Source organism: Pseudomonas sp. M2(2023) (genome assembly GCF_030263955.1).
Classification (GTDB): domain Bacteria; phylum Pseudomonadota; class Gammaproteobacteria; order Pseudomonadales; family Pseudomonadaceae; genus Aquipseudomonas; species Aquipseudomonas asiatica.
On sequence record NZ_CP127114.1, the window covers coordinates 4,191,086 to 4,209,214 of the forward strand.

The following is an 18,129-nucleotide window of genomic DNA, read 5'->3' on the forward strand; positions in this document are numbered from 1 at the left end:
GCGACACAAGGCCGCTCCCACAGGTTCTGCGCAATTCCAGGGAGTGGCGCGGTAGCTGTAGGAGCGGCCTTGTGTCGCGATGGGCTGCAAGGCAGCCCCAACAGGCAGAAATCAGAACAGCCAGTGATACAACAGGTACACCACCACCGCCGCCAGCACCGGCCGCAGCACGCGGTAGGCCTTGGGGTTGGCGCGCTTGAACTGCTTGACCTGGCTACTGATCCGGTTGCTGAAGCGCTTGCTCCAGGCGTAGGCCTGGTTGATCCCGCCAACGCGCTCGTCATCAGTGTTCTGCGGCGCGGTGGCACGGCCGAGGAAGGCGCTGACCTTGCGGTTGATGCGAGTCATCAGCGGGCTGCTCAGCGGGCGTTCGATGTCGCAGAACAGGATAACCCGGGTAACGTCGGTCTCGTTCTTTACCCAGTGCACGTAGGTTTCATCGAACATCACGTCCTCGCCGTCACGCCAGGCATATTCCTCGCCATCGACGTAGATGCGGCAAGCATCGGAGTTGGGGGTGGACAGGCCCAGGTGGTAGCGCAGGGAGCCGGCGAACGGGTCGCGGTGCGGGTTCAGGTGGCTGCCGCCGGGCAGCAGGGCGAACATCGCACCCTTGACGTTTGGGATGCTGCTGACCAGCTCGACGGTGCGCGGGCACAGGGTTTCGGCAGAAGGCAACGGTTTGTCGTACCACTTCAGGTAAAAGCGCTTCCAGCCTTTCTTGAAGAACGAACCGAAGCCGGCGTCGTTATCCTTCTCGGCGGCGCGGATGTAACCCTCGTCGAACAGGCGCATGGCCTCTTCGCGGATTTCCTGCCAGTTGTCCTTCAGCACGTCCAGCTCGGGGAAGCGCTGACGGTCCAGGTAGGGTTTGGACGGTACGCCGGAAAACAGGTACATCAGGCTGTTATAAGGGGCGAACAGCGCCGAATGGTTGACGAACTGGCGCAACACCGGCAAGCGAGCCTTGCCGCGCAGGTGCACGAACAGCACGCTGCCAAAAAACACCAGCAAGACACCCGCCTTGGCTGCAAAGGAAAAGGTCATGCTTTCACTCCTTGAGGAAGAAACAGGGCCATTCGCCCTGCTCTCCGATAAATCATCCTGCCATCATAAACTGATGCCGCCGGGGTAAAAACAGCCTGGGCGGCAACTCAATCATGAAGATTTTGCAATAAACCAAGCCGCCAAACGTTGCGCCGGATCAGCGGCAAGGCCATTACTGCTGGTTTTCCTGCTCGCTGAACATGTCGCTGAACAGCATGCTCGACAGGTAGCGCTCGCCGGAGTCCGGCAGAATCACGACGATGGTCTTACCCTGCATTTCCGGCTTTTCGGCCAGGCGCACGGCCGCTGCCATCGCCGCACCACAGGAAATGCCACAGAGGATGCCCTCTTCCTGCATCAGGCGGATGGCCATGGCCTTGGACTCTTCGTCGGTCACCGTTTCCACCTGGTCGACGATCGACAGGTCGAGGTTCTTCGGCACGAAGCCGGCGCCGATGCCCTGGATCTTGTGCGGGCTGGGCTTGAGCTCTTCGCCGGCCAGGGTCTGGCTGATAAGCGGCGAGGCCACTGGCTCCACTGCCACCGACAGGATCGCCTTGCCCTGCGTATGCTTGATGTAGCGCGAAACACCGGTGATGGTGCCGCCGGTGCCGACCCCTGCCACCAGCACGTCGACCGCGCCGTCGGTGTCGTTCCAGATTTCCGGGCCGGTGGTTTTTTCGTGGATCGCCGGGTTGGCCGGGTTTTCGAACTGGCCCGGCAGGAAGTACTGGGCCGGGTCGGAGGCGACGATTTCGTTGGCCTTCTCGATGGCGCCCTTCATGCCCTTGGCCGGGTCGGTCAGCACCAGCTCGGCGCCCAGAGCCTTCAGCACCTTGCGGCGCTCCAGGCTCATGGACGCGGGCATGGTCAGCATCAGTTTGTAGCCACGGGCTGCGGCGACGAAGGCCAGGCCGATGCCGGTGTTGCCCGAGGTCGGTTCGACGATGGTCATGCCCGGCTTGAGCTTGCCGCTGCTTTCGGCGTCCCAGACCATGTTCGCGCCGATGCGGCATTTGACCGAATAGCCCGGGTTACGCCCTTCGATCTTGGCCAGGATGGTCACGCCGCGCGGGGCAATGCGGTTGATCTGCACCAGCGGCGTGTTACCGATGGAATGGGCGTTGTCTGCAAAGATACGGCTCATGGCAGGGGTCCTTGGCATGAAAAAAAGCAGGGAAAGACCTCAAGGGTAAGCCCGCACCGGTGGCCCGTAAAGCCTGTTCGAACTCACGCGGACTCGTTGCGGTCAACCGCATATCCTGCGTTGGAGACACTTCGATGAGAGCCCGTTATCGCTGGCCGTTGATCGGCCTGGCCAGCCTGATCGTGCTGTTGCTGGCGCTGCACCTGGCCCTGCCCTATCTGGTGCGCGACTACCTCAATGACAAACTGGCCGACATGGGCGACTACCGTGGCCAGGTGGCCGATGTGGACCTGGCCTGGTGGCGCGGTGCATACCAGATCAACGGGCTGAAAATCGTCAAGACCACCGGCAAGGTGCCGGTACCGTTTCTCGATGCACCGCTGATCGACCTGTCGGTGAGCTGGCACGCCCTTTGGTACGACCGCGCAGTGGTTGCCGAAGTAATATTCGACCGGCCGGAACTCAACTTCGTCGATGGCGGCAACAAACAGAACTCGCAGACCGGTCAGGGCACCGACTGGCGCCAGCAACTGGAAAAACTGCTGCCGATCACCCTGAACGAGGTTCGCATCGACAACGGCGTGCTGACTTTCCGCAACTTCAACTCCAAACCACCAGTCAACCTCAAGGCCACTCAGCTCGATGCCAGTATTCGCAACCTCACCAACATTCGTGACGAAAAGGGCCGACGTGATGCCAGCTTCGATGGCACGGCGCTGATCGTAGGCGATGCCAAGGTGGAAAGTCGCGCCACCTTCGACCCGTTCAGCGATTTCGACGACTTCGAGTTCCGCCTGCGCGCCACGGGTATCGAGCTGCGCAAGCTCAATGACTTCGCCAGCGCCTACGGCAAGTTCGATTTCAATGCCGGGCACGGCGATGTGGTGATAGAGGCCGAGGCGACCAACGGGCGATTGAACGGGTACATCAAGCCACTATTGCGGGATGTGGATGTGTTCGACTGGCAGCAGGATGTGCAGGAGAAGGACAAAGGCTTCTTCCGCTCGGTCTGGGAAGCGCTGGTAGGTGCAACCGAGACGGTATTGAAGAACCAGCCGAAGAACCAGTTCGCGACCCGGGTAGAGCTCAGCGGCAGCGTGCACAAACAGGATATCAGCGCCTTCGAGGCGTTTCTGCAGATACTGCGCAACGGGTTCATCGAGGCGTTCAATGCGCGGTATGAGCGTGATGCGCCGGATTCCGACTAGGATCGAGTGACGGGGCATTCAGGGACTGAATACCTGGTCTGCGTTTCCAGTCGGCGAACCCCGCGTTATAGTCGGTGACAAATCGAAAATATGTGCTGCCTGTGCTGGCCTCTTCGCGGGTAAACCCGCTCCCACAGGTATTCCACAAACCTCAGAAAAGGTGGGGTAACTGTGGGAGCGGGTTTACCCGCGAAAGGGCCGGTGCAGGCTTCCAGCAGAGGACAGACCCATGAAGTTCGAAGGCACCCGCGACTACGTCGCCACAGACGACCTGAAACTGGCGGTAAACGCGGCCATCACCCTCGAACGCCCCTTGCTGGTCAAGGGCGAACCCGGCACCGGCAAGACCATGCTTGCCGAGCAGTTGGCGGCCTCGTTCGGTGCGCGCCTGATCACCTGGCACATCAAGTCCACCACCAAGGCCCACCAGGGCCTCTACGAGTACGACGCGGTCAGCCGCCTGCGGGACTCACAGTTGGGCGTGGACAAGGTCCACGATGTGCGCAATTACCTGAAAAAGGGCAAGTTGTGGGAGGCCTTCGAGGCCGAGGAACGGGTCATCCTGCTGATCGACGAAATCGACAAGGCTGACATCGAGTTCCCCAACGACCTGCTGCAAGAGCTCGACAAGATGGAGTTCTACGTCTACGAAATCGACGAGACCATCAAGGCCAGGCAGCGCCCGATCATCATCATCACCTCCAACAACGAAAAGGAGCTGCCGGACGCCTTCCTGCGCCGCTGCTTCTTCCACTACATCGCTTTCCCCGACCGCACCACCCTGCAGCAGATTGTCGACGTGCACTACCCGAACATCAGCCAGTCGCTGGTCAGCGAGGCGCTTGACGTGTTCTTCGACGTGCGCAAGGTACCAGGCCTGAAGAAAAAGCCGTCCACCTCCGAACTGGTCGATTGGCTCAAGCTGCTGATGGCCGACAACATCGGTGAAGCGGTGCTGCGCGAACGCGACCCGACCAAGGCCATTCCACCGCTGGCCGGCGCGCTGGTGAAGAACGAGCAGGACGTACAACTGCTCGAGCGCCTGGCCTTCATGAGCCGGCGCGGCAACCGCTGACAGGAGCCGGGCCATGCTGCTCAACCTGTTCAATGAAATGCGCGCGGCCAAGGTGCCGGTGTCGGTACGCGAACTGCTCGACCTGCACCAGGCCCTGCAAAAGCGCGTGGTGTTCGCCGACATGGACGAGTTCTACTACCTCGCCCGCGCCATCCTGGTGAAGGATGAGCGCCACTTCGACAAGTTCGACCGTGCCTTCGCCGCCTACTTCAAAGGCCTGGAGAACCTGGACCGGCACATCGAGGCGTTGATCCCCGAAGACTGGCTGCGCAAGGAATTCGAGCGTTCGCTGACCGACGAGGAACGCGCGCAGATCCAGTCGCTGGGTGGCCTGGACAAGCTGATCGAGGAGTTCAAGAAGCGCCTCGAAGAGCAGAAGGAGCGTCACGCTGGCGGCAACAAGTGGATCGGCACCGGCGGCACCAGCCCGTTCGGCTCGGGCGGCTTCAATCCCGAGGGCATCCGCGTGGGCGAGGCCGGCAAGCGCCAGGGCAAGGCGGTGAAGGTGTGGGACCAGCGCGAATACAAGAACCTGGACGACCAGGTGGAGCTGGGCACGCGCAACATCAAGCTGGCCTTGCGCCGTCTGCGCAAGTTCGCCCGTGAAGGCGCCGCCGAAGAGCTGGACATCGACGGCACCATCGACCACACCGCGCGGGATGCCGGGCTGCTGAACATCCAGATGCGCCCCGAGCGGCGCAACACGGTGAAGCTGCTGTTGCTGTTCGACATCGGTGGTTCGATGGACGCCCACGTCAAGGTCTGCGAAGAACTGTTCTCGGCGTGCAAGACCGAGTTCAAACACCTGGAGTACTACTACTTCCACAACTTCGTGTACGAGTCGGTGTGGAAAAACAACCTGCGCCGCACCTCGGAGCGCTATTCCACCTTCGACCTGCTGCACAAGTACGGCGATGACTACAAGGTTGTGTTCGTTGGCGATGCGGCCATGGCGCCCTACGAAATTACCCAGCCGGGCGGCAGCGTGGAGCACTGGAACGAAGAAGCCGGTTATGTGTGGATGCAGCGTTTCATGGAGAAATTCAGGAAGATCATCTGGATCAACCCGTACCCGAAGCAGGCCTGGGACTACACCGCATCGACCCACCTGGTGCGGGACTTGATCGAAGACAAGATGTACCCGCTGACCTTGCAGGGGTTGGAGGAAGGGATGCGTTACTTGTCCAAGTGATGTTGCCGGTACCGGCCTCTTCGCGGGTAAACCCGCTCCCACAGGTATTGCGCAAGCCTTGAGGCCTGTGGGGTACCTGTGGGAGCGGGTTTACCCGCGAAGAGGCCGGCTGCCTTATCGCCAACGGTCCAGGTAAGCCTGCTGCTCCCGCCACGCCTCATCCTGCACCACCGCCCTGAACCGCACCACCGCCCCCGGCATGCACTGCGCCAGTTGCGCCAGCGCCAGCGGCGTCAATGCCCCCAGCCGCGGATAACCGCCAATGGTCTGCCGGTCATTGAGCAACACGATCGGTTGCCCATCCGGCGGCACCTGCACCGCCCCCAGCGGAATCCCCTCGGAAATCATCGGCGCGCCCTGGTAGACCAGCTGCGGCCCCAGCAGGCGGATGCCCATGCGGTCGGCACGGCTGTCCAACGTCCACTCGCGGTTGAACGCCTCGAACAGGCTGGTACCGCTGAAGTCACCGATCTGTGCGCCGATCACCAGGTCAAGCACTGGCTTTTGTGGGTACTCTGGCCGCAGCGCTTCGGGTACCTCACGCAGGGTCGGCGAAGTGCCTGAGAATGCCAGAACGTGGCCTTTGCCAAGCGCAGAACCCTGACCATCGATACCGCCAAGTTCTTCCCGCACAACGGTGGCACAACTGCCCAGCACATCCTCGCCGAGGAACCCGCCAGGCGCCGCCAGATACGCTCGTACGCCCTGCTTCGGCTGCTTCAGGGTCAACCGCTGGCCCTTGACCAACGCAAAGCTGCGCCAGGGCGCCAGCGGCTGATCATCGACACGGGCATCCAGGTCGGCACCGGCCAGGGCCAGCACACAATCCTGCTCGGCGACTAAACAGAAACCACCTAGCGCCACCTCGACCACCGGCGCCGCCAACGGGTTGCCCAGCAGCCAGTTGGCCCAGTGCATCGCCACCCAGTCCAGCGCCCCGCCCTGGGTCACGCCCAAATGGCGTACGCCAAAGCGCCCGGCATCCTGCAATTGGCACAGCGGAGTACTGGCCTCGATCTTCAACTGCTTCATGCTTGTGCCTCCACATCACCGCCCAACGCCACGAACTCGTTGCGCGAAACCGGCACGAAGCGCACCCGGTCACCGGGTTGCAACAGGCTGTAGCCCTCGCGTTCACGGTCGAACAGGCGCACCGGGGTACGCCCGATCAGGTTCCAGCCACCCGGCGATACCGCTGGATAGGCCGCCGTCTGGCGCTCGGCAATGCCGACGCTGCCGGCCGCCACGCGCTTGCGCGGGGTGCTAAGGCGCGGGCTGGCCAGGCGTTCGTCCACCAGACCCATGAAACCGAAACCGGGGGCGAAACCCAGGGCGAACACGGGGTACTCGCGCTCGCTGTGCAAGCGGACCACCTCTGCTTCACTCAAGCCACTGCGGGCCGCCAACACCGGCAGCTCCGGGCCGACGCTGGCGTCGTACCACACCGGGATCTCATGGCGGCGGCCACCGCTGCCCGTGTCTGGCTGCAAGCCTTCCAGCGCTCGGATGATCAGCGCCCTCGCCTCCCCCGGCGGCAGGTCGAACTGCACCATCAGCGTGGTGTAGGACGGCACCAGGTCCAGCAAGTGCTTGCCGAACGTCGCGTGCAAGCGCTGGCTGGCGGCAAGCATCCACGGCATGTTGCCCTCATTGATGGAGTCGAACAGGCGCACCATCAGGCTGTCGATGGCCACGACTTCAATACGGTGTTTCATCGCGACTCCAGGGCATCGAGAGCCTGGCGAATCTGCCGCACAGCCGCCACCGAACTGTCGTTGTCACCGTGTACGCACAGGGTACTGGCCGCAAGCCTCAGTGCACTGCCATCGTCCGCGACGAGCGTATCGCCGCGGGCCAGGCGCACGGCCTGCTCCACCACCAGTGCCGGGTCGTGGTGCACCGCGCCGGGCAGGCGACGCGACACCAGATGGCCGCTGGCGGTGTAGGCGCGATCGGCGAATGCTTCGAACCACAGCGGCACGCCAATCTCATCACCCAGGGCCTGGGCGGCGCGGTTGTCGGCGGTGGCCATCAGCATCAGCGGCAGTTCTGCGCCATAGGCCGCCACAGCCTCCAGTACGGTGCGCAGCTTGAGCGGGTCGGCCATCATGTCGTTGTACAGCGCACCATGGGGTTTCACGTAGGCCACGTGGCCGCCCAACACTTTGCAGATACCGTCCAGCGCACCGATCTGGTAATGCAGCAGGTCGCGGATTTCCTCCGGGCTGCAGGCCATGGAGCGGCGGCCGAAGCCGACCAGGTCCGGGTAGGCCGGGTGCGCGCCGATGGTCACCCCGTGCTCCAGCGCCAGGGCCACGGTCCGGCGCATGATGCCGGGGTCACCGGCGTGGTAACCGCAGGCGATGTTGGCGCAATCGATGTAGGGCATGACCTCGGCATCCAGGCCCATGCGCCAGCTGCCAAAGCTCTCGCCCATGTCGCAATTGAGTAGCAGGCGTTCCACTGCACGGCCTCCGTTGTCGTTGTTCATATGCCTACCTTAACGCGCCTGCAGCTGTTTGCCGCGGGTTTCCGGCAGGCTCAACGCCGCCACGATCACCACCCCGTAGGACACGGCGGAGAACACGCCGATACCCAGACCCAGCGGTACCTTCTGGCCGAGCACGCCGATCAGCAGCGGGAACAGTGCTGCGATGACCTTGCCGATGTTGTAGCAGAAGCCCTGCCCCGAACCACGGATACGCGTGGGGAACAGTTCGGTGAGGAACGCGCCCATGCCGCTGAAGATACCCGAGGCGAAGAAGCCCAGCGGGAAGCCCAGCCACAGCATCACGCCGTCGCTGACCTGCATTTGCGTGTACAGCAGCACGATGACGAACGAGCCCACGGCGAACAGGATGAAGTTCTTCTTGCGCCCCAGCAGGTCGGACAGGTACGCACTGACCACGTAGCCGACGTAGGAGCCGACGATCACCATGGCCAGATAGCCACCGGTACCCAGCACGCTCAGGCCGCGCTCGTTCTTGAGGAAGGTCGGCAGCCACGAGGTAATGGCGTAGTAGCCGCCCAGTGCGCCGGTGGTCAGCAGGGAAGCCCGCACGGTGGTCCAGAGCATCCCCGGGGCAAAGATTTCGTAGAACTGCGCAGGTGCCTCGGCGTTTTCCACCGCCTTGGCCTCGCGATATACCTCGGGGTCCTTGACCAGGCGGCGGACAAAGATCACGAAGATCGCCGGTACCAGGCCCAGCAGGAACAGCGCGCGCCAGGCCTGCTCTGCCGGCAGCCAGGAGAACAGCAGCGCGTAGAGGATGGCGGTGAGGCCCCAGCCAAGGGCCCAGCCGGACTGCACCATGCCCACTGCCTTGCCACGGTCCTGGGCGCGGATCACCTCGCCGATCAGCACCGCGCCGGCGGTCCACTCACCGCCAAAGCCGAAGCCCATCAGGGTACGGGCGATCAGCAGTTGTTCGTAGTTCTGGGCGAAGCCGCAGAGGAAGGTGAAGAAGGCAAACCACAGCACCGTCAGTTGCAGGGTGCGCACGCGGCCAATGCGGTCGGAGAGAATGCCGGCCACCCAGCCACCCACGGCCGAGGCGATCAAGGTGCTGGTGTGGATCAACCCGGCTTCGGTGGTGGTGATGCCCCACAGCATGATCAGCGTGGGAATGACGAAGCTGAGCATCTGTGTGTCCATGCCGTCCAGGCCGTAGCCGATCTTGCAGCTCCAGAAGGTGCGGCGCTGCTGTGAGTCGATGTCGCGATACCAGGCGAAGGGCCCGGACGAAGATGGGGAGCTGACCTGCTGCTGCACGCCGGTGGGGTTCATGCTTGCCTCGGCTTGTTGGTATTGTTTTATGGGCGACAATGAGTCGCGGCCTGGCTGCCATTGTTCAGACGCCGCGCCATTTGCGTCCAACGAGAAAAACCGCCGGTCTGGAACAAGAAAAACTGATCATGAACCTTCGCTTCCTCGAAACCTTCGTCTGGGTCGCCCGGCTCAAGAGCTTCCGCCTGACCGCGGAAAAGCTGTTCACTACCCAGGCCTCGGTTTCCAGCCGCATCGCCGCGTTGGAGGCCGACCTGGGCGTGAAGCTGCTGCTGCGCGACTCACGTGGCGTCAGCCTGACCCCGGAAGGCGGCAAGGTGCTGGAATATGCCGAGCGCATGCTGGAAACCGCCAAGGCCATGAAGCAGTCGCTGGACAGCGACCGGGCCAAGGTCGGGCGCATCCGTATCGGGGTGATGGACACGGTGATCCACACCTGGATGAGCGCACTGGTGGCGGAGCTGACCGAGCGTTACCCGCAGGTGGAGATCGAACTGGTGGCCGACACTGCGCTGAACCTTCGCGAGCAATTGCAGAAGGGCTTTCTCGACGTGATCCTGCAGACCGACCTGCTGCGCGAGCAATCGATCCGCAGCCTGGACCTGGCGCGCTACCCCATGGGTTGGGTGGTGGCCTCCGGCTCGCACCAGCACCGCGACTATGCCTCGCTGGCCGAGCTTGGGCGGGAACGCATCATCACCTTCTCGAAGAACTCGCGGCCGCACCAGGAAGTGCTGAGCCTGCTGCAGGGCGCGGGGGCCGAAACGCCGCGGCTGAACTGCGTGAACTCGGTGGCGGCGATTACCCGGCTGTTGCGTGACGGTTTTGGCATTGGTGCGTTGCCGCCGGCGCTGGTGGATGCCGAGTTGAGCCGGGGTGAGCTGGTATTGCTGCAGGGGCTGCAACCGCCGCCGAGCCTGGAGCTGGTGGTGGCCTGGCAGACCGGGGTGGCGTTGGTGGATGAAGTGGTCGGGGTTTGCCGGCAGGTGCTGGAGCGGTATGCGCGGGATGTGGGTGGGCAGCGGATTGTGTTGGTCTGACAGATTTGCAGTGCTTGTGCTGGCCTCTTCGCGGGTAAACCCGCTCCCACAGAGTCACCACAGGTCTTGAGGGCTGCGCAGTACCTGTGGGAGCGGGTTCACCCGCGAAAGGGCCGGCACAGGCGCAGCAAAAATCAGCGCCAGCTCTCTTTCACCGCCCCACGCCGCCCGCCCAGGATCACCCAGCCAATTGCCAGCAACAGGCTCTCGATCACGAATGCCAGCACAAACCCTGCACCAAGCCCCCAGCCAACCGCCTCGGGCACCAGCAGGATCTGGTAGCTGTAGCCATTGAGGGTTTCTTCGCGCAACTGCGGGTCGGCCTGTACCAGTACGTGCCAGGTACGCTGCGCCCATGGCGCTTGCAGCGCCTGCCATTCGTTTTCCAGCAGTTCGTTGCGGATCATCAGGCTTTCAATGCTGTTGGCATCACTGTTGAACACTGGGTCGTCGCTGCTGCGGTAATGCCGCAGCAGCGCCTGCAGGTCGCCATTGAAGAAACGTTCGGCGGTCTGCCGGAAGCCGTCGAGCGCCTCGCGGGATTCGAACAGGTGCGCCTCGACCCGCTGGCTGTAGTCCTTCACCAGCCCCGGGACCTGGATACCGGCCAGCAGGCCGAAGGTGAACAACAGCAACCGCAGGTAACTTCTGAACATGCCGCGTCCTTAGCTCTGGCCGTGCGCCACGCACTCGCCGTGCCGCCACAGGGCCCACTGACCCGGCTCGTAACGCTGCCAGGTCTCGTTCTCGGTCAGGGCCTCGGTGGCGATCACCGTGACCACGTCGTTAGGGGTGGTTTCGGTGTGAAAATCGACGATCAGGTCGACGTCCTTCAACCGCGCCGCACCAAAAGGTGCCCGGCGGGTAATGTGCACCAGCTTGGTCGAACAGAAACAGAACAGCCAGTCGCCGTCGCTGAGCATGCAGTTGAACACGCCCTGGCCGCGGTAGCCGGCACAGGCTTCGACCAGCACCGGCAGCAGCTGTTCCACCGGCACGGGCTCGGGGAAGGCGCTGCGGATGCGGTTGAGCAGGTCGCAGAAGGCCGCCTCGCTGTCGGTATCGCCCACCGGCCGGTAGAAACTGGCCTGGCCCTTGAAGTCGCCCAGCTGGCCATTGTGCGCGAAGCACCAGTTGCGGCCCCACATCTCTCGCACGAACGGGTGGGTGTTGGACAGGCATACCTTGCCGACGTTGGCCTGGCGGATATGGCCAATGACCACTTCGCTCTTGATCGGGTAACGCTGCACCAGGTTGGCCACTTCCGACTCGCTGCTGGCAGCCGGGTCCTGGAAAAGGCGCAGGCCACGGCCTTCGTAGAAGCCGATGCCCCAGCCGTCACGGTGCGGGCCGGTACGACCGCCGCGCTGCATCAGGCCGGTGAAGCTGAAGACGATATCGGTTGGGACGTTGGCACTCATGCCCAGCAGTTCGCACATAGGCGTGTCTCCGCTTACAGACGGGGCTCGACCCGGCCGCTGCCGCGGGAGACGGCTGGGGCGACAGGGGGTGGCGCATCACGGTAACGGTCGCGGCGCTCTGCGGCCAGCGGGGCCTGGGCGCCAAGCTGGTCATCTTCGGCAGCCTGGCGCTGGGCAGCGGCCTCGACCTGCGCGCGGCGCTCGCGGGCGCGTTTCTCCAGCGGAAAGCGCAGCAGCACGAAGAGGAAATACAGGGAAAACGCGCCCATGCCGTACATGGCGAAGTCGGAAACCGCGCGCCAGGCGTTGTTGCCGACCTTGAAGGCGACATCCAGGGCGGTGATGGCAATCGCCGGGGCGAAGCTGTCCTTGACCGGGTCGACGATGGTCGGGGTCAGCAGCAGCACCGCCAGCACCACCCGCAGCGGTTCGCGCAGCCAGCGCCACATCCAGCCGGTGAGCTTGAAGCCCACCATCAGGCAGCCCAGGGCGGCAACGGCGTAAAGGCCCCAGGCGAGGGTGTAGTCGTTCTCGGTCATGGTGTTCGTGCAAGCCAGGCAAAGAGATGCCTATGATAAACACTTTTCCGGGCGCAGACAGTGTTTGCCTGTACCGGCCTCTTCGCGGGCTTGCCCGCTCCCACAGGGACCGCACAGCTTTCAACAACTGTGGTGAACCTGTGGGAGCGGGCAAGCCCGCGAAGAGGCCGGCACAGGCAACCCCAATCAAGAGATCCTCAATGCCAACCAAGCCCCAACCCCCGATTGCCCACCAGGCCCAGGCCACCGACCCGTACGCCTGGCTGCAACAGCGTGACACCCCTGAGGTGCTTGCCTACCTGCAGGCCGAAAACGCCTACCAGGAAGCCTGCCTGGCCGACCAGGCGCCGCTGCGCGAACAACTGTTCGAAGAGATCAAGGGCCGCATCCTGGAAACCGACCTGTCGCTGCCGGCGCCCTGGGGCCCCTACCTGTACTACACCCGTACCACCGCAGGCGACGAGTACCCGCGTCACTACCGCTGCCCGCGCCCGGCCGACGACTCCAACACGGTAGATGAAAGCCAGGAGCAACTGCTGCTCGACCCCAACGCCCTGGCCAATGGCGGTTTCCTGTCCCTCGGCGCGTTCAACGTCAGCCCTGACCACCGCCTGCTGGCCTACAGCCTGGACACCAGTGGCGACGAAATCTTCACCCTGTACGTGAAGGACCTGGCCAGTGGCAGCGTCACCTCCCTGCCCTTCGACGACTGCGACGGCAGCCTGACCTGGGCCAACGACAGCCAGACGCTGTTCTTCGCCGAACTGGACGAGACCCACCGCCCGTGGCGCCTGCGTCGCCACACCCTGGGCAACGACGGCGCGCAGACCGTGTTCGAGGAGCCCGATGGGCGCTTCTTCCTGCACTGCTACCGCACCAGCTCCGAACGCCAGCTGGTGCTGCTGCTCAACAGCAAGACCACCAGCGAAGCCTGGGTACTGGACGCGGAAACTCCGCAGGCACCGTTCACCTGCCTGGCGCCACGGGTCGAAGGCCATGAGTACTTCCCCGACCACGGCCAGCTCGACGGCCAGTGGCGCTGGTTCATCCGCACCAACCAGGACGGCATCAACTTCGCCCTGTACCACGCCCCGGTCGCACCAGTGCCCAGCCGTGAGCAATGGCAGGTGCTGGTAGCGCACCGCGACGCGATCATGCTCGAAGGCCTCAGCCTGAATGCCGGCGCGCTGACCCTGAGCCTGCGCGAAGGCGGCCTGCCGATCATCGAGGTACGCCCGCAGGGCCTGGCACCCTACCGCGTCGAACTGCCCGACGCGGCCTACAGCCTGTACGTGCAGGACAGTCTGGAATTCGCCAGCCCACGCCTGCGCCTGCGCTACGAAGCACTCAACCGCCCAGCCCAGGTACGCCAGCTGGAGCTGGCCAGCGGTGCCCAGGCGGTGCTCAAGCAAACCCCGGTGCTGGGGCCGTTCGATGCCGACGACTATGTCAGCGAGCGCCTGTGGGCTACCGCAGCGGACGGCACCCGGGTGCCGATCAGCCTGGTGCGCCGCCGCCAGGACCTGGGCCAGACCGTGCCGCTGTACCTTTATGGCTACGGCGCCTATGGCGAAAGCCTCGACCCGTGGTTCTCGCACGCGCGCCTGAGCCTGCTGGAGCGCGGCGTGGCCTTTGCCATCGCTCATGTGCGTGGTGGTGGCGAACTGGGCGAAGCCTGGTACCGCGCCGGCAAGCAGGAGCACAAGCACAACACCTTCAGCGACTTCATCGCCTGTGCCGAGCACCTGATCGCCGAGGGTGTCACGGCTGCCGACCGCCTGGCCATCAGTGGCGGCAGCGCTGGTGGCCTGCTGATGGGCGCTGTGCTCAACCTGCGCCCCGAGCTGTTCCGCTGTGCGATTGCCGAAGTGCCGTTCGTCGACGTGCTCAACACCATGCTCGACCCCGAGCTGCCGCTGACCGTGACCGAGTACGACGAATGGGGTAACCCTGAGGAGCCGGAGGTGTATGAGCGGATCAAGGCCTATGCACCGTACGAGAACGTGAAGGAACAGGCCTACCCGGCGATGCTGGTGGTGGCGGGCTACAACGACAGCCGCGTGCAGTACTGGGAAGCGGCCAAGTGGGTGGCGCGGCTGCGCACGCGAAAAACCGACGATAACCTGCTGCTGCTCAAGACCGAGATGGGGGCTGGGCATGGCGGGATGAGCGGGCGGTATCAGGGGCTCAAGGATGTGGCCCTTGAGTACGCGTTCGTGTTCGGCGAGCTAGGTATCGTTTGAGAAAGCTGGGGGCGCTTTGCGCCCCTTTCGCGACACAAGGCCGCTCCCACAGGTACCGTGCATGCCCTGGATCCTGCGCGATCCCTGTAGGAGCGGGTTTACCCGCGAACACGGGCGAAGCCCGTGCCATCCACCGCGGCGCCTGCTTCGCGGGTAAACCCGCTCCCACAGAAAACCGGGGCAGCCGGCTGAATTCAATCATCCTGCACCGGCTGCTTCGGCGGGTCCTGGCGCAACCCCGGCAATGGCTGGTCTTTCGGCGGCCCGGGCACGGGCATCGGCGGTAACAGTGGCGCCCCCGGCTGGCTGTCATAGGCCTTGGGCGGCGTACTCGGGGTAATCTGCGGATATGGCGTAGGCGTAGGCGTACCCGGTGCACCGGGCACCGGCGTGCTCAACCGGGGTGGCGTGCTGGCAGCTTCGGCCATGGGCAGGCCGGCCAACAACAGCACAACGAGGATCGCGCGAAACATCAGCAACCTCCTGTCGGGAACCTTCCTACAGGCTACGCCTAAATCAAAGCTTTCGCCTGTCCGCCTGCCCCGCAAGCGCGCTAGACTCAGCGCATAACCGTCATTTGCCTGATCAGAACAAAGGAAACACCATGAGCTCCACCTCTTCCGCCGCCGCCACCGCGCGCCTGGACCGCATCCTGGCCGATGCCAAGCGCGACAAGGAAATGGGCTACCGCGACAAGGCCCTGAAAATGTACCCGCACGTCTGCGGCCGCTGCGCCCGCGAGTTCTCCGGCAAGCGCCTGAGCGAGCTGACCGTGCACCACCGCGACCACAACCACGACAACAACCCGCAGGACGGCTCCAACTGGGAGCTGCTGTGCCTGTACTGCCACGACAACGAGCACTCGCGCTATACCGACCAGCAGTACTTCAGCGAAGGCTCCACCAGCACCCCGAGCATCGCCAAGGCCACCCACAACCCGTTCGCCGGGCTGGCGGGCATGCTGAAGAAAGACTGACCATCGATTCACCGCCCCGCTGCTACCGGGCAGCCCGTATAATCGCGCTTTTTTTCGCGAAGGGCCCCGGTACGTGGCAAACAAACGATACAGCTGCATTGGCCTGTTCAACCCCAAGTCGGCAGAAAACGTCGGCTCGGTGATGCGCGCCGCGGGCTGCTATGGCGTCAATTCGGTGTTCTACACCGGCAAACGCTACGAGCGTGCGCGTGACTTCGTCACCGACACCAAGCGCGTGCACTACGACATCCCACTGATCAGCATCGATGACCTGCAGCGCATCATCCCGCTGGGCTGCACGCCGGTGGCCGTGGAGTTGGTGGAAGGCGCGCGGCCATTGCCGGAATACACCCACCCGGATCGGGCCATCTACATCTTCGGGCCGGAAGACGGCAGCCTCAGTGCCGATGTGCGGGCATGGTGCGAAGAGACCATCTACATTCCGACCGAGGGCTGCATGAACCTCGCAGCGACGGTGAATGTGGTGCTGTATGACCGCATGGCCAAGGGGCTGAATACCCGTTCGGGGCCCAGGTTCAAATAGCCGACTGAACGATGGCGGCGGCCGACAGGTCACCTGCATACACTTCAGACGGAGACCTTGCCATGCTTGATATCCATTCGGCAGCGACATCGCAAGACAAGAACGTTCACGGCCTGGAGCGCGCCAGTTCGCTGGCTGGCGGCGCGTTGATGGTCAGCAAGGGGCTGCGCCACGGCGGCCTGGTCGGGTTGTTGCAGATCGCAGTTGGCGGCTTGGCACTGGCTCGGGGCTTCAGCGGGCATTGTGCGACCAAGGCCTGGTGGCAGCGGCACCGGCAGGAGTATCACCGCTTGCGTTCGGACATCGAGCGCAGTGCTGCGGAACTGGAGGCGTTGAAGGCCAGTGCCGAGGCGGCGACGCGGGGGGTGACGGTAACCGGGAAGGATCCGTTGGCCAGTTGATTTTGCACCGCCTGTGCCGGCCCTTTCGCGGGTAAACCCGCTCCCACAGGATCACCGAGGCTTCGGCCTCTTCGCCGTACTGGACTGCCCCCAAGAAGTTGGACACCAATCCAACCCTTGGGGGATCTATGGGTAAATACACAGAGCAGTTCAAGCTCACGGCTATCACCGCTTACCTAGAGGGCAGCCGGGGCTTTCGCAAGGTGGCACAACACTTTGGCATCGATTTCAGCCTGCTTCGGCGCTGGGTTGCTGGCTACCAAGTCGATGCCAGCCTCGGCCCTCGCTCGCATGGTCGCCGCTACACCGAGGAATTCAAGCGGCGGGTGCTCAAGTACATGCTTGAGCATCGCCTGTCCCTGCGCCAAACAGCGGCGCACTTTGACCTTGGACAGTCCTCACAGATAGGCATTTGGCTGCGGCAGCACTACAGTGGCAGTCCTGAAGCCACTCTCGCCAAACAAAGAAAATCAGCCGTGCCGAAGAAAATTAAGCCCATCAAGCCGACAGATACCAATGACGCAGAGAAATCTCGTGAGCAGTTGTTGAGCGAGCTCGAGTATCTGCGCATGGAGAATGATGTCCTAAAGGAGTTAAAGGCTCTGCGAGAGGAGAAGGAGCGAACACGGACGAAAAAGCCCTGATCGTCTGTAAATTCAGACATAAATATCCGCTGCCTGACCTCTTGCAGATGGTGGGGTTGGCACGCAGTACCTTTTATTACCAGATCAAGTGCCAGCAAAAGCCGGACAGGCACGCCTCGCTCAAGGAGTTGGTGCAGCGTGTCTATCACGAGGAGAAAGGGCTGTATGGCTACCGCCGCATTGCCCTTGCCATCAGGAATCAGGGGACCTTGGTCAACAAGAAGGTCATTGAACGGTTGATGGCTGAGCTTGGTTTGCAGTCCGTTGTACGCCCGAAGAAGTATCGATCCTATCGCGGCATTGTCGGCAAGGTGGCAATGAATTTGCTGGAGCGTAATTTCGTCGCGCAACGCCCCAACCAGAAGTGGGCGACCGATGTCACTGAGTTCAAAGTGGCCCAACAAAAGCTCTACCTGTCGCCCGTGATGGACTTGTACAACGGTGAGATCATCGCCTATGAAACAGCTTGCCGGCCTACTTATGGCTTGGTCGGGAACATGCTGGAAAAGGCGCTCGATGGGTTGGGTGAAAAGCCCAAGCTAGTGATCCACTCAGACCAAGGATGGCATTACCAGCAGCCCCAATACCGCCATAAGCTCGCAGCGCGCGGTGTGAAGCAGAGCATGTCTCGCAAGGGCAATTGTCTGGATAATGCAGCGATGGAAAGCTTCTTCGGCACACTGAAGTCAGAGTTCTTCTACCTGAAGCGCTTTGAAAGCGTCGAACAGCTGAAGGCGGGCCTGGAGGAGTACATCCATTACTACAACCATGACCGCATCAGGCTGAAACTCAATGGCCTGAGCCCTGTCAGCTACAGGACTCAGGCCACTGGCTAAAACTGTCCAACTTTTTGGGGGCAGTCCAT

19 protein-coding genes are annotated in these 18,129 nt (G+C 63.1%); 9 read left to right on the forward strand and 10 right to left on the reverse strand.

The genetic code is table 11. From position 1 onward, the window contains the following. Positions 1–111: 111 nt before the first annotated feature. On the reverse strand, positions 112–1,047 hold the full coding sequence (locus QN085_RS19250) for an aspartyl/asparaginyl beta-hydroxylase domain-containing protein (protein WP_013973745.1): 936 nt from the start codon (positions 1,045–1,047) through the stop codon (positions 112–114). Positions 1,048–1,219: 172 nt separating this feature from the next. Continuing rightward, the gene (cysK, locus tag QN085_RS19255; RefSeq protein ID WP_013973746.1) at positions 1,220–2,194 is read right to left on the reverse strand and encodes a cysteine synthase A; all 975 of its coding nucleotides are present in this window, start codon (positions 2,192–2,194) and stop codon (positions 1,220–1,222) included. 134 nt (positions 2,195–2,328) lie between these two features. On the opposite strand from cysK, the gene QN085_RS19260 reads away from it, so the two are divergent. From QN085_RS19260 to QN085_RS19270, 3 genes are all read left to right on the forward strand, one after another. Next, positions 2,329–3,402 carry a DUF748 domain-containing protein gene (locus tag QN085_RS19260; protein WP_013973747.1) on the forward strand — a complete coding sequence of 358 codons (1,074 nt, stop codon included), beginning with the start codon at positions 2,329–2,331 and terminating at the stop codon, positions 3,400–3,402. 229 nt (positions 3,403–3,631) lie between these two features. After that, positions 3,632–4,477: an AAA family ATPase gene (locus tag QN085_RS19265; protein WP_013973748.1), complete on the forward strand. Its 846-nt coding sequence runs from the start codon at positions 3,632–3,634 to the stop codon at positions 4,475–4,477. A gap of 13 nt (positions 4,478–4,490) precedes the next feature. Next, positions 4,491–5,669 (forward strand): vWA domain-containing protein, encoded by a 1,179-nt coding sequence (locus QN085_RS19270; protein WP_013973749.1) that lies wholly within the window; start codon positions 4,491–4,493, stop codon positions 5,667–5,669. Between the two features lie 114 nt (positions 5,670–5,783). Here the strand turns inward: QN085_RS19270 and QN085_RS19275 are convergent, their stop codons facing one another. The 4 genes from QN085_RS19275 to QN085_RS19290 are packed head-to-tail and all read right to left on the reverse strand — an operon-like array spanning position 5,784 to position 9,456. After that, a complete protein-coding gene (locus QN085_RS19275; RefSeq protein ID WP_013973750.1) occupies positions 5,784–6,701 on the reverse strand; it encodes a 5-oxoprolinase subunit C family protein in 918 nt (305 codons plus the stop codon). Continuing rightward, entirely contained in the window at positions 6,698–7,384 is a 687-nt protein-coding gene (gene pxpB, locus QN085_RS19280; protein ID WP_013973751.1) for a 5-oxoprolinase subunit PxpB, read from the reverse strand. The genes QN085_RS19275 and pxpB overlap by 4 nt, the downstream gene beginning before the upstream one ends. Continuing rightward, positions 7,381–8,160 carry a 5-oxoprolinase subunit PxpA gene (locus QN085_RS19285; RefSeq protein WP_013973752.1) on the reverse strand — a complete coding sequence of 260 codons (780 nt, stop codon included), beginning with the start codon at positions 8,158–8,160 and terminating at the stop codon, positions 7,381–7,383. Before QN085_RS19285 ends, pxpB begins: the two co-directional genes overlap by 4 nt. A 9-nt stretch (positions 8,161–8,169) precedes the next feature. Further along, complete coding sequence (locus QN085_RS19290; RefSeq protein WP_013973753.1) at positions 8,170–9,456, reverse strand: MFS transporter; 1,287 nt, start codon at positions 9,454–9,456, stop codon at positions 8,170–8,172. Positions 9,457–9,584: 128 nt separating this feature from the next. On the opposite strand from QN085_RS19290, the gene QN085_RS19295 reads away from it, so the two are divergent. Next, the gene (locus QN085_RS19295; RefSeq protein ID WP_023661382.1) at positions 9,585–10,496 is read left to right on the forward strand and encodes a LysR family transcriptional regulator; all 912 of its coding nucleotides are present in this window, start codon (positions 9,585–9,587) and stop codon (positions 10,494–10,496) included. Between the two features lie 134 nt (positions 10,497–10,630). Here the strand turns inward: QN085_RS19295 and QN085_RS19300 are convergent, their stop codons facing one another. From QN085_RS19300 to QN085_RS19310, 3 genes are read right to left on the reverse strand one after another with little or no spacing between them, the layout of a single operon-like run. Beyond that, the gene (locus tag QN085_RS19300) at positions 10,631–11,152 is read right to left on the reverse strand and encodes a DUF2937 family protein (protein WP_023661383.1); all 522 of its coding nucleotides are present in this window, start codon (positions 11,150–11,152) and stop codon (positions 10,631–10,633) included. Positions 11,153–11,161: 9 nt separating this feature from the next. Continuing rightward, positions 11,162–11,935, reverse strand: coding sequence for a class II glutamine amidotransferase (locus tag QN085_RS19305; protein WP_013973756.1), 774 nt, complete (start codon positions 11,933–11,935; stop codon positions 11,162–11,164). 14 nt (positions 11,936–11,949) lie between these two features. Beyond that, positions 11,950–12,456: a hypothetical protein gene (locus QN085_RS19310; protein ID WP_013973757.1), complete on the reverse strand. Its 507-nt coding sequence runs from the start codon at positions 12,454–12,456 to the stop codon at positions 11,950–11,952. Positions 12,457–12,656: 200 nt separating this feature from the next. Between QN085_RS19310 and QN085_RS19315 the strand changes: the two genes are divergently transcribed. Beyond that, entirely contained in the window at positions 12,657–14,699 is a 2,043-nt protein-coding gene (locus tag QN085_RS19315) for a S9 family peptidase (protein WP_013973758.1), read from the forward strand. 194 nt (positions 14,700–14,893) lie between these two features. Here QN085_RS19315 and QN085_RS19320 read toward each other — a convergent pair whose 3' ends face one another. Next, entirely contained in the window at positions 14,894–15,172 is a 279-nt protein-coding gene (locus QN085_RS19320) for a hypothetical protein (RefSeq protein WP_013973759.1), read from the reverse strand. 131 nt (positions 15,173–15,303) lie between these two features. Between QN085_RS19320 and QN085_RS19325 the strand changes: the two genes are divergently transcribed. From QN085_RS19325 to QN085_RS19340, 4 genes are all read left to right on the forward strand, one after another. Continuing rightward, positions 15,304–15,675, forward strand: coding sequence for a YajD family HNH nuclease (locus tag QN085_RS19325; protein WP_003259546.1), 372 nt, complete (start codon positions 15,304–15,306; stop codon positions 15,673–15,675). A 73-nt stretch (positions 15,676–15,748) separates the two neighbouring features. After that, the gene (locus QN085_RS19330; RefSeq protein ID WP_013973760.1) at positions 15,749–16,219 is read left to right on the forward strand and encodes an RNA methyltransferase; all 471 of its coding nucleotides are present in this window, start codon (positions 15,749–15,751) and stop codon (positions 16,217–16,219) included. Positions 16,220–16,281: 62 nt separating this feature from the next. Further along, a complete protein-coding gene (locus tag QN085_RS19335) occupies positions 16,282–16,620 on the forward strand; it encodes a YgaP family membrane protein (protein WP_013973761.1) in 339 nt (112 codons plus the stop codon). A gap of 128 nt (positions 16,621–16,748) precedes the next feature. Next, positions 16,749–18,100 (forward strand): IS3 family transposase gene (locus QN085_RS19340; protein WP_410479626.1). Its coding sequence is split into 2 segments (ribosomal slippage): positions 16,749–17,220 and positions 17,220–18,100, totalling 1,353 coding nucleotides; the frame shifts between segments, so codons are not numbered across the junction. Positions 18,101–18,129 lie beyond the last annotated feature (29 nt).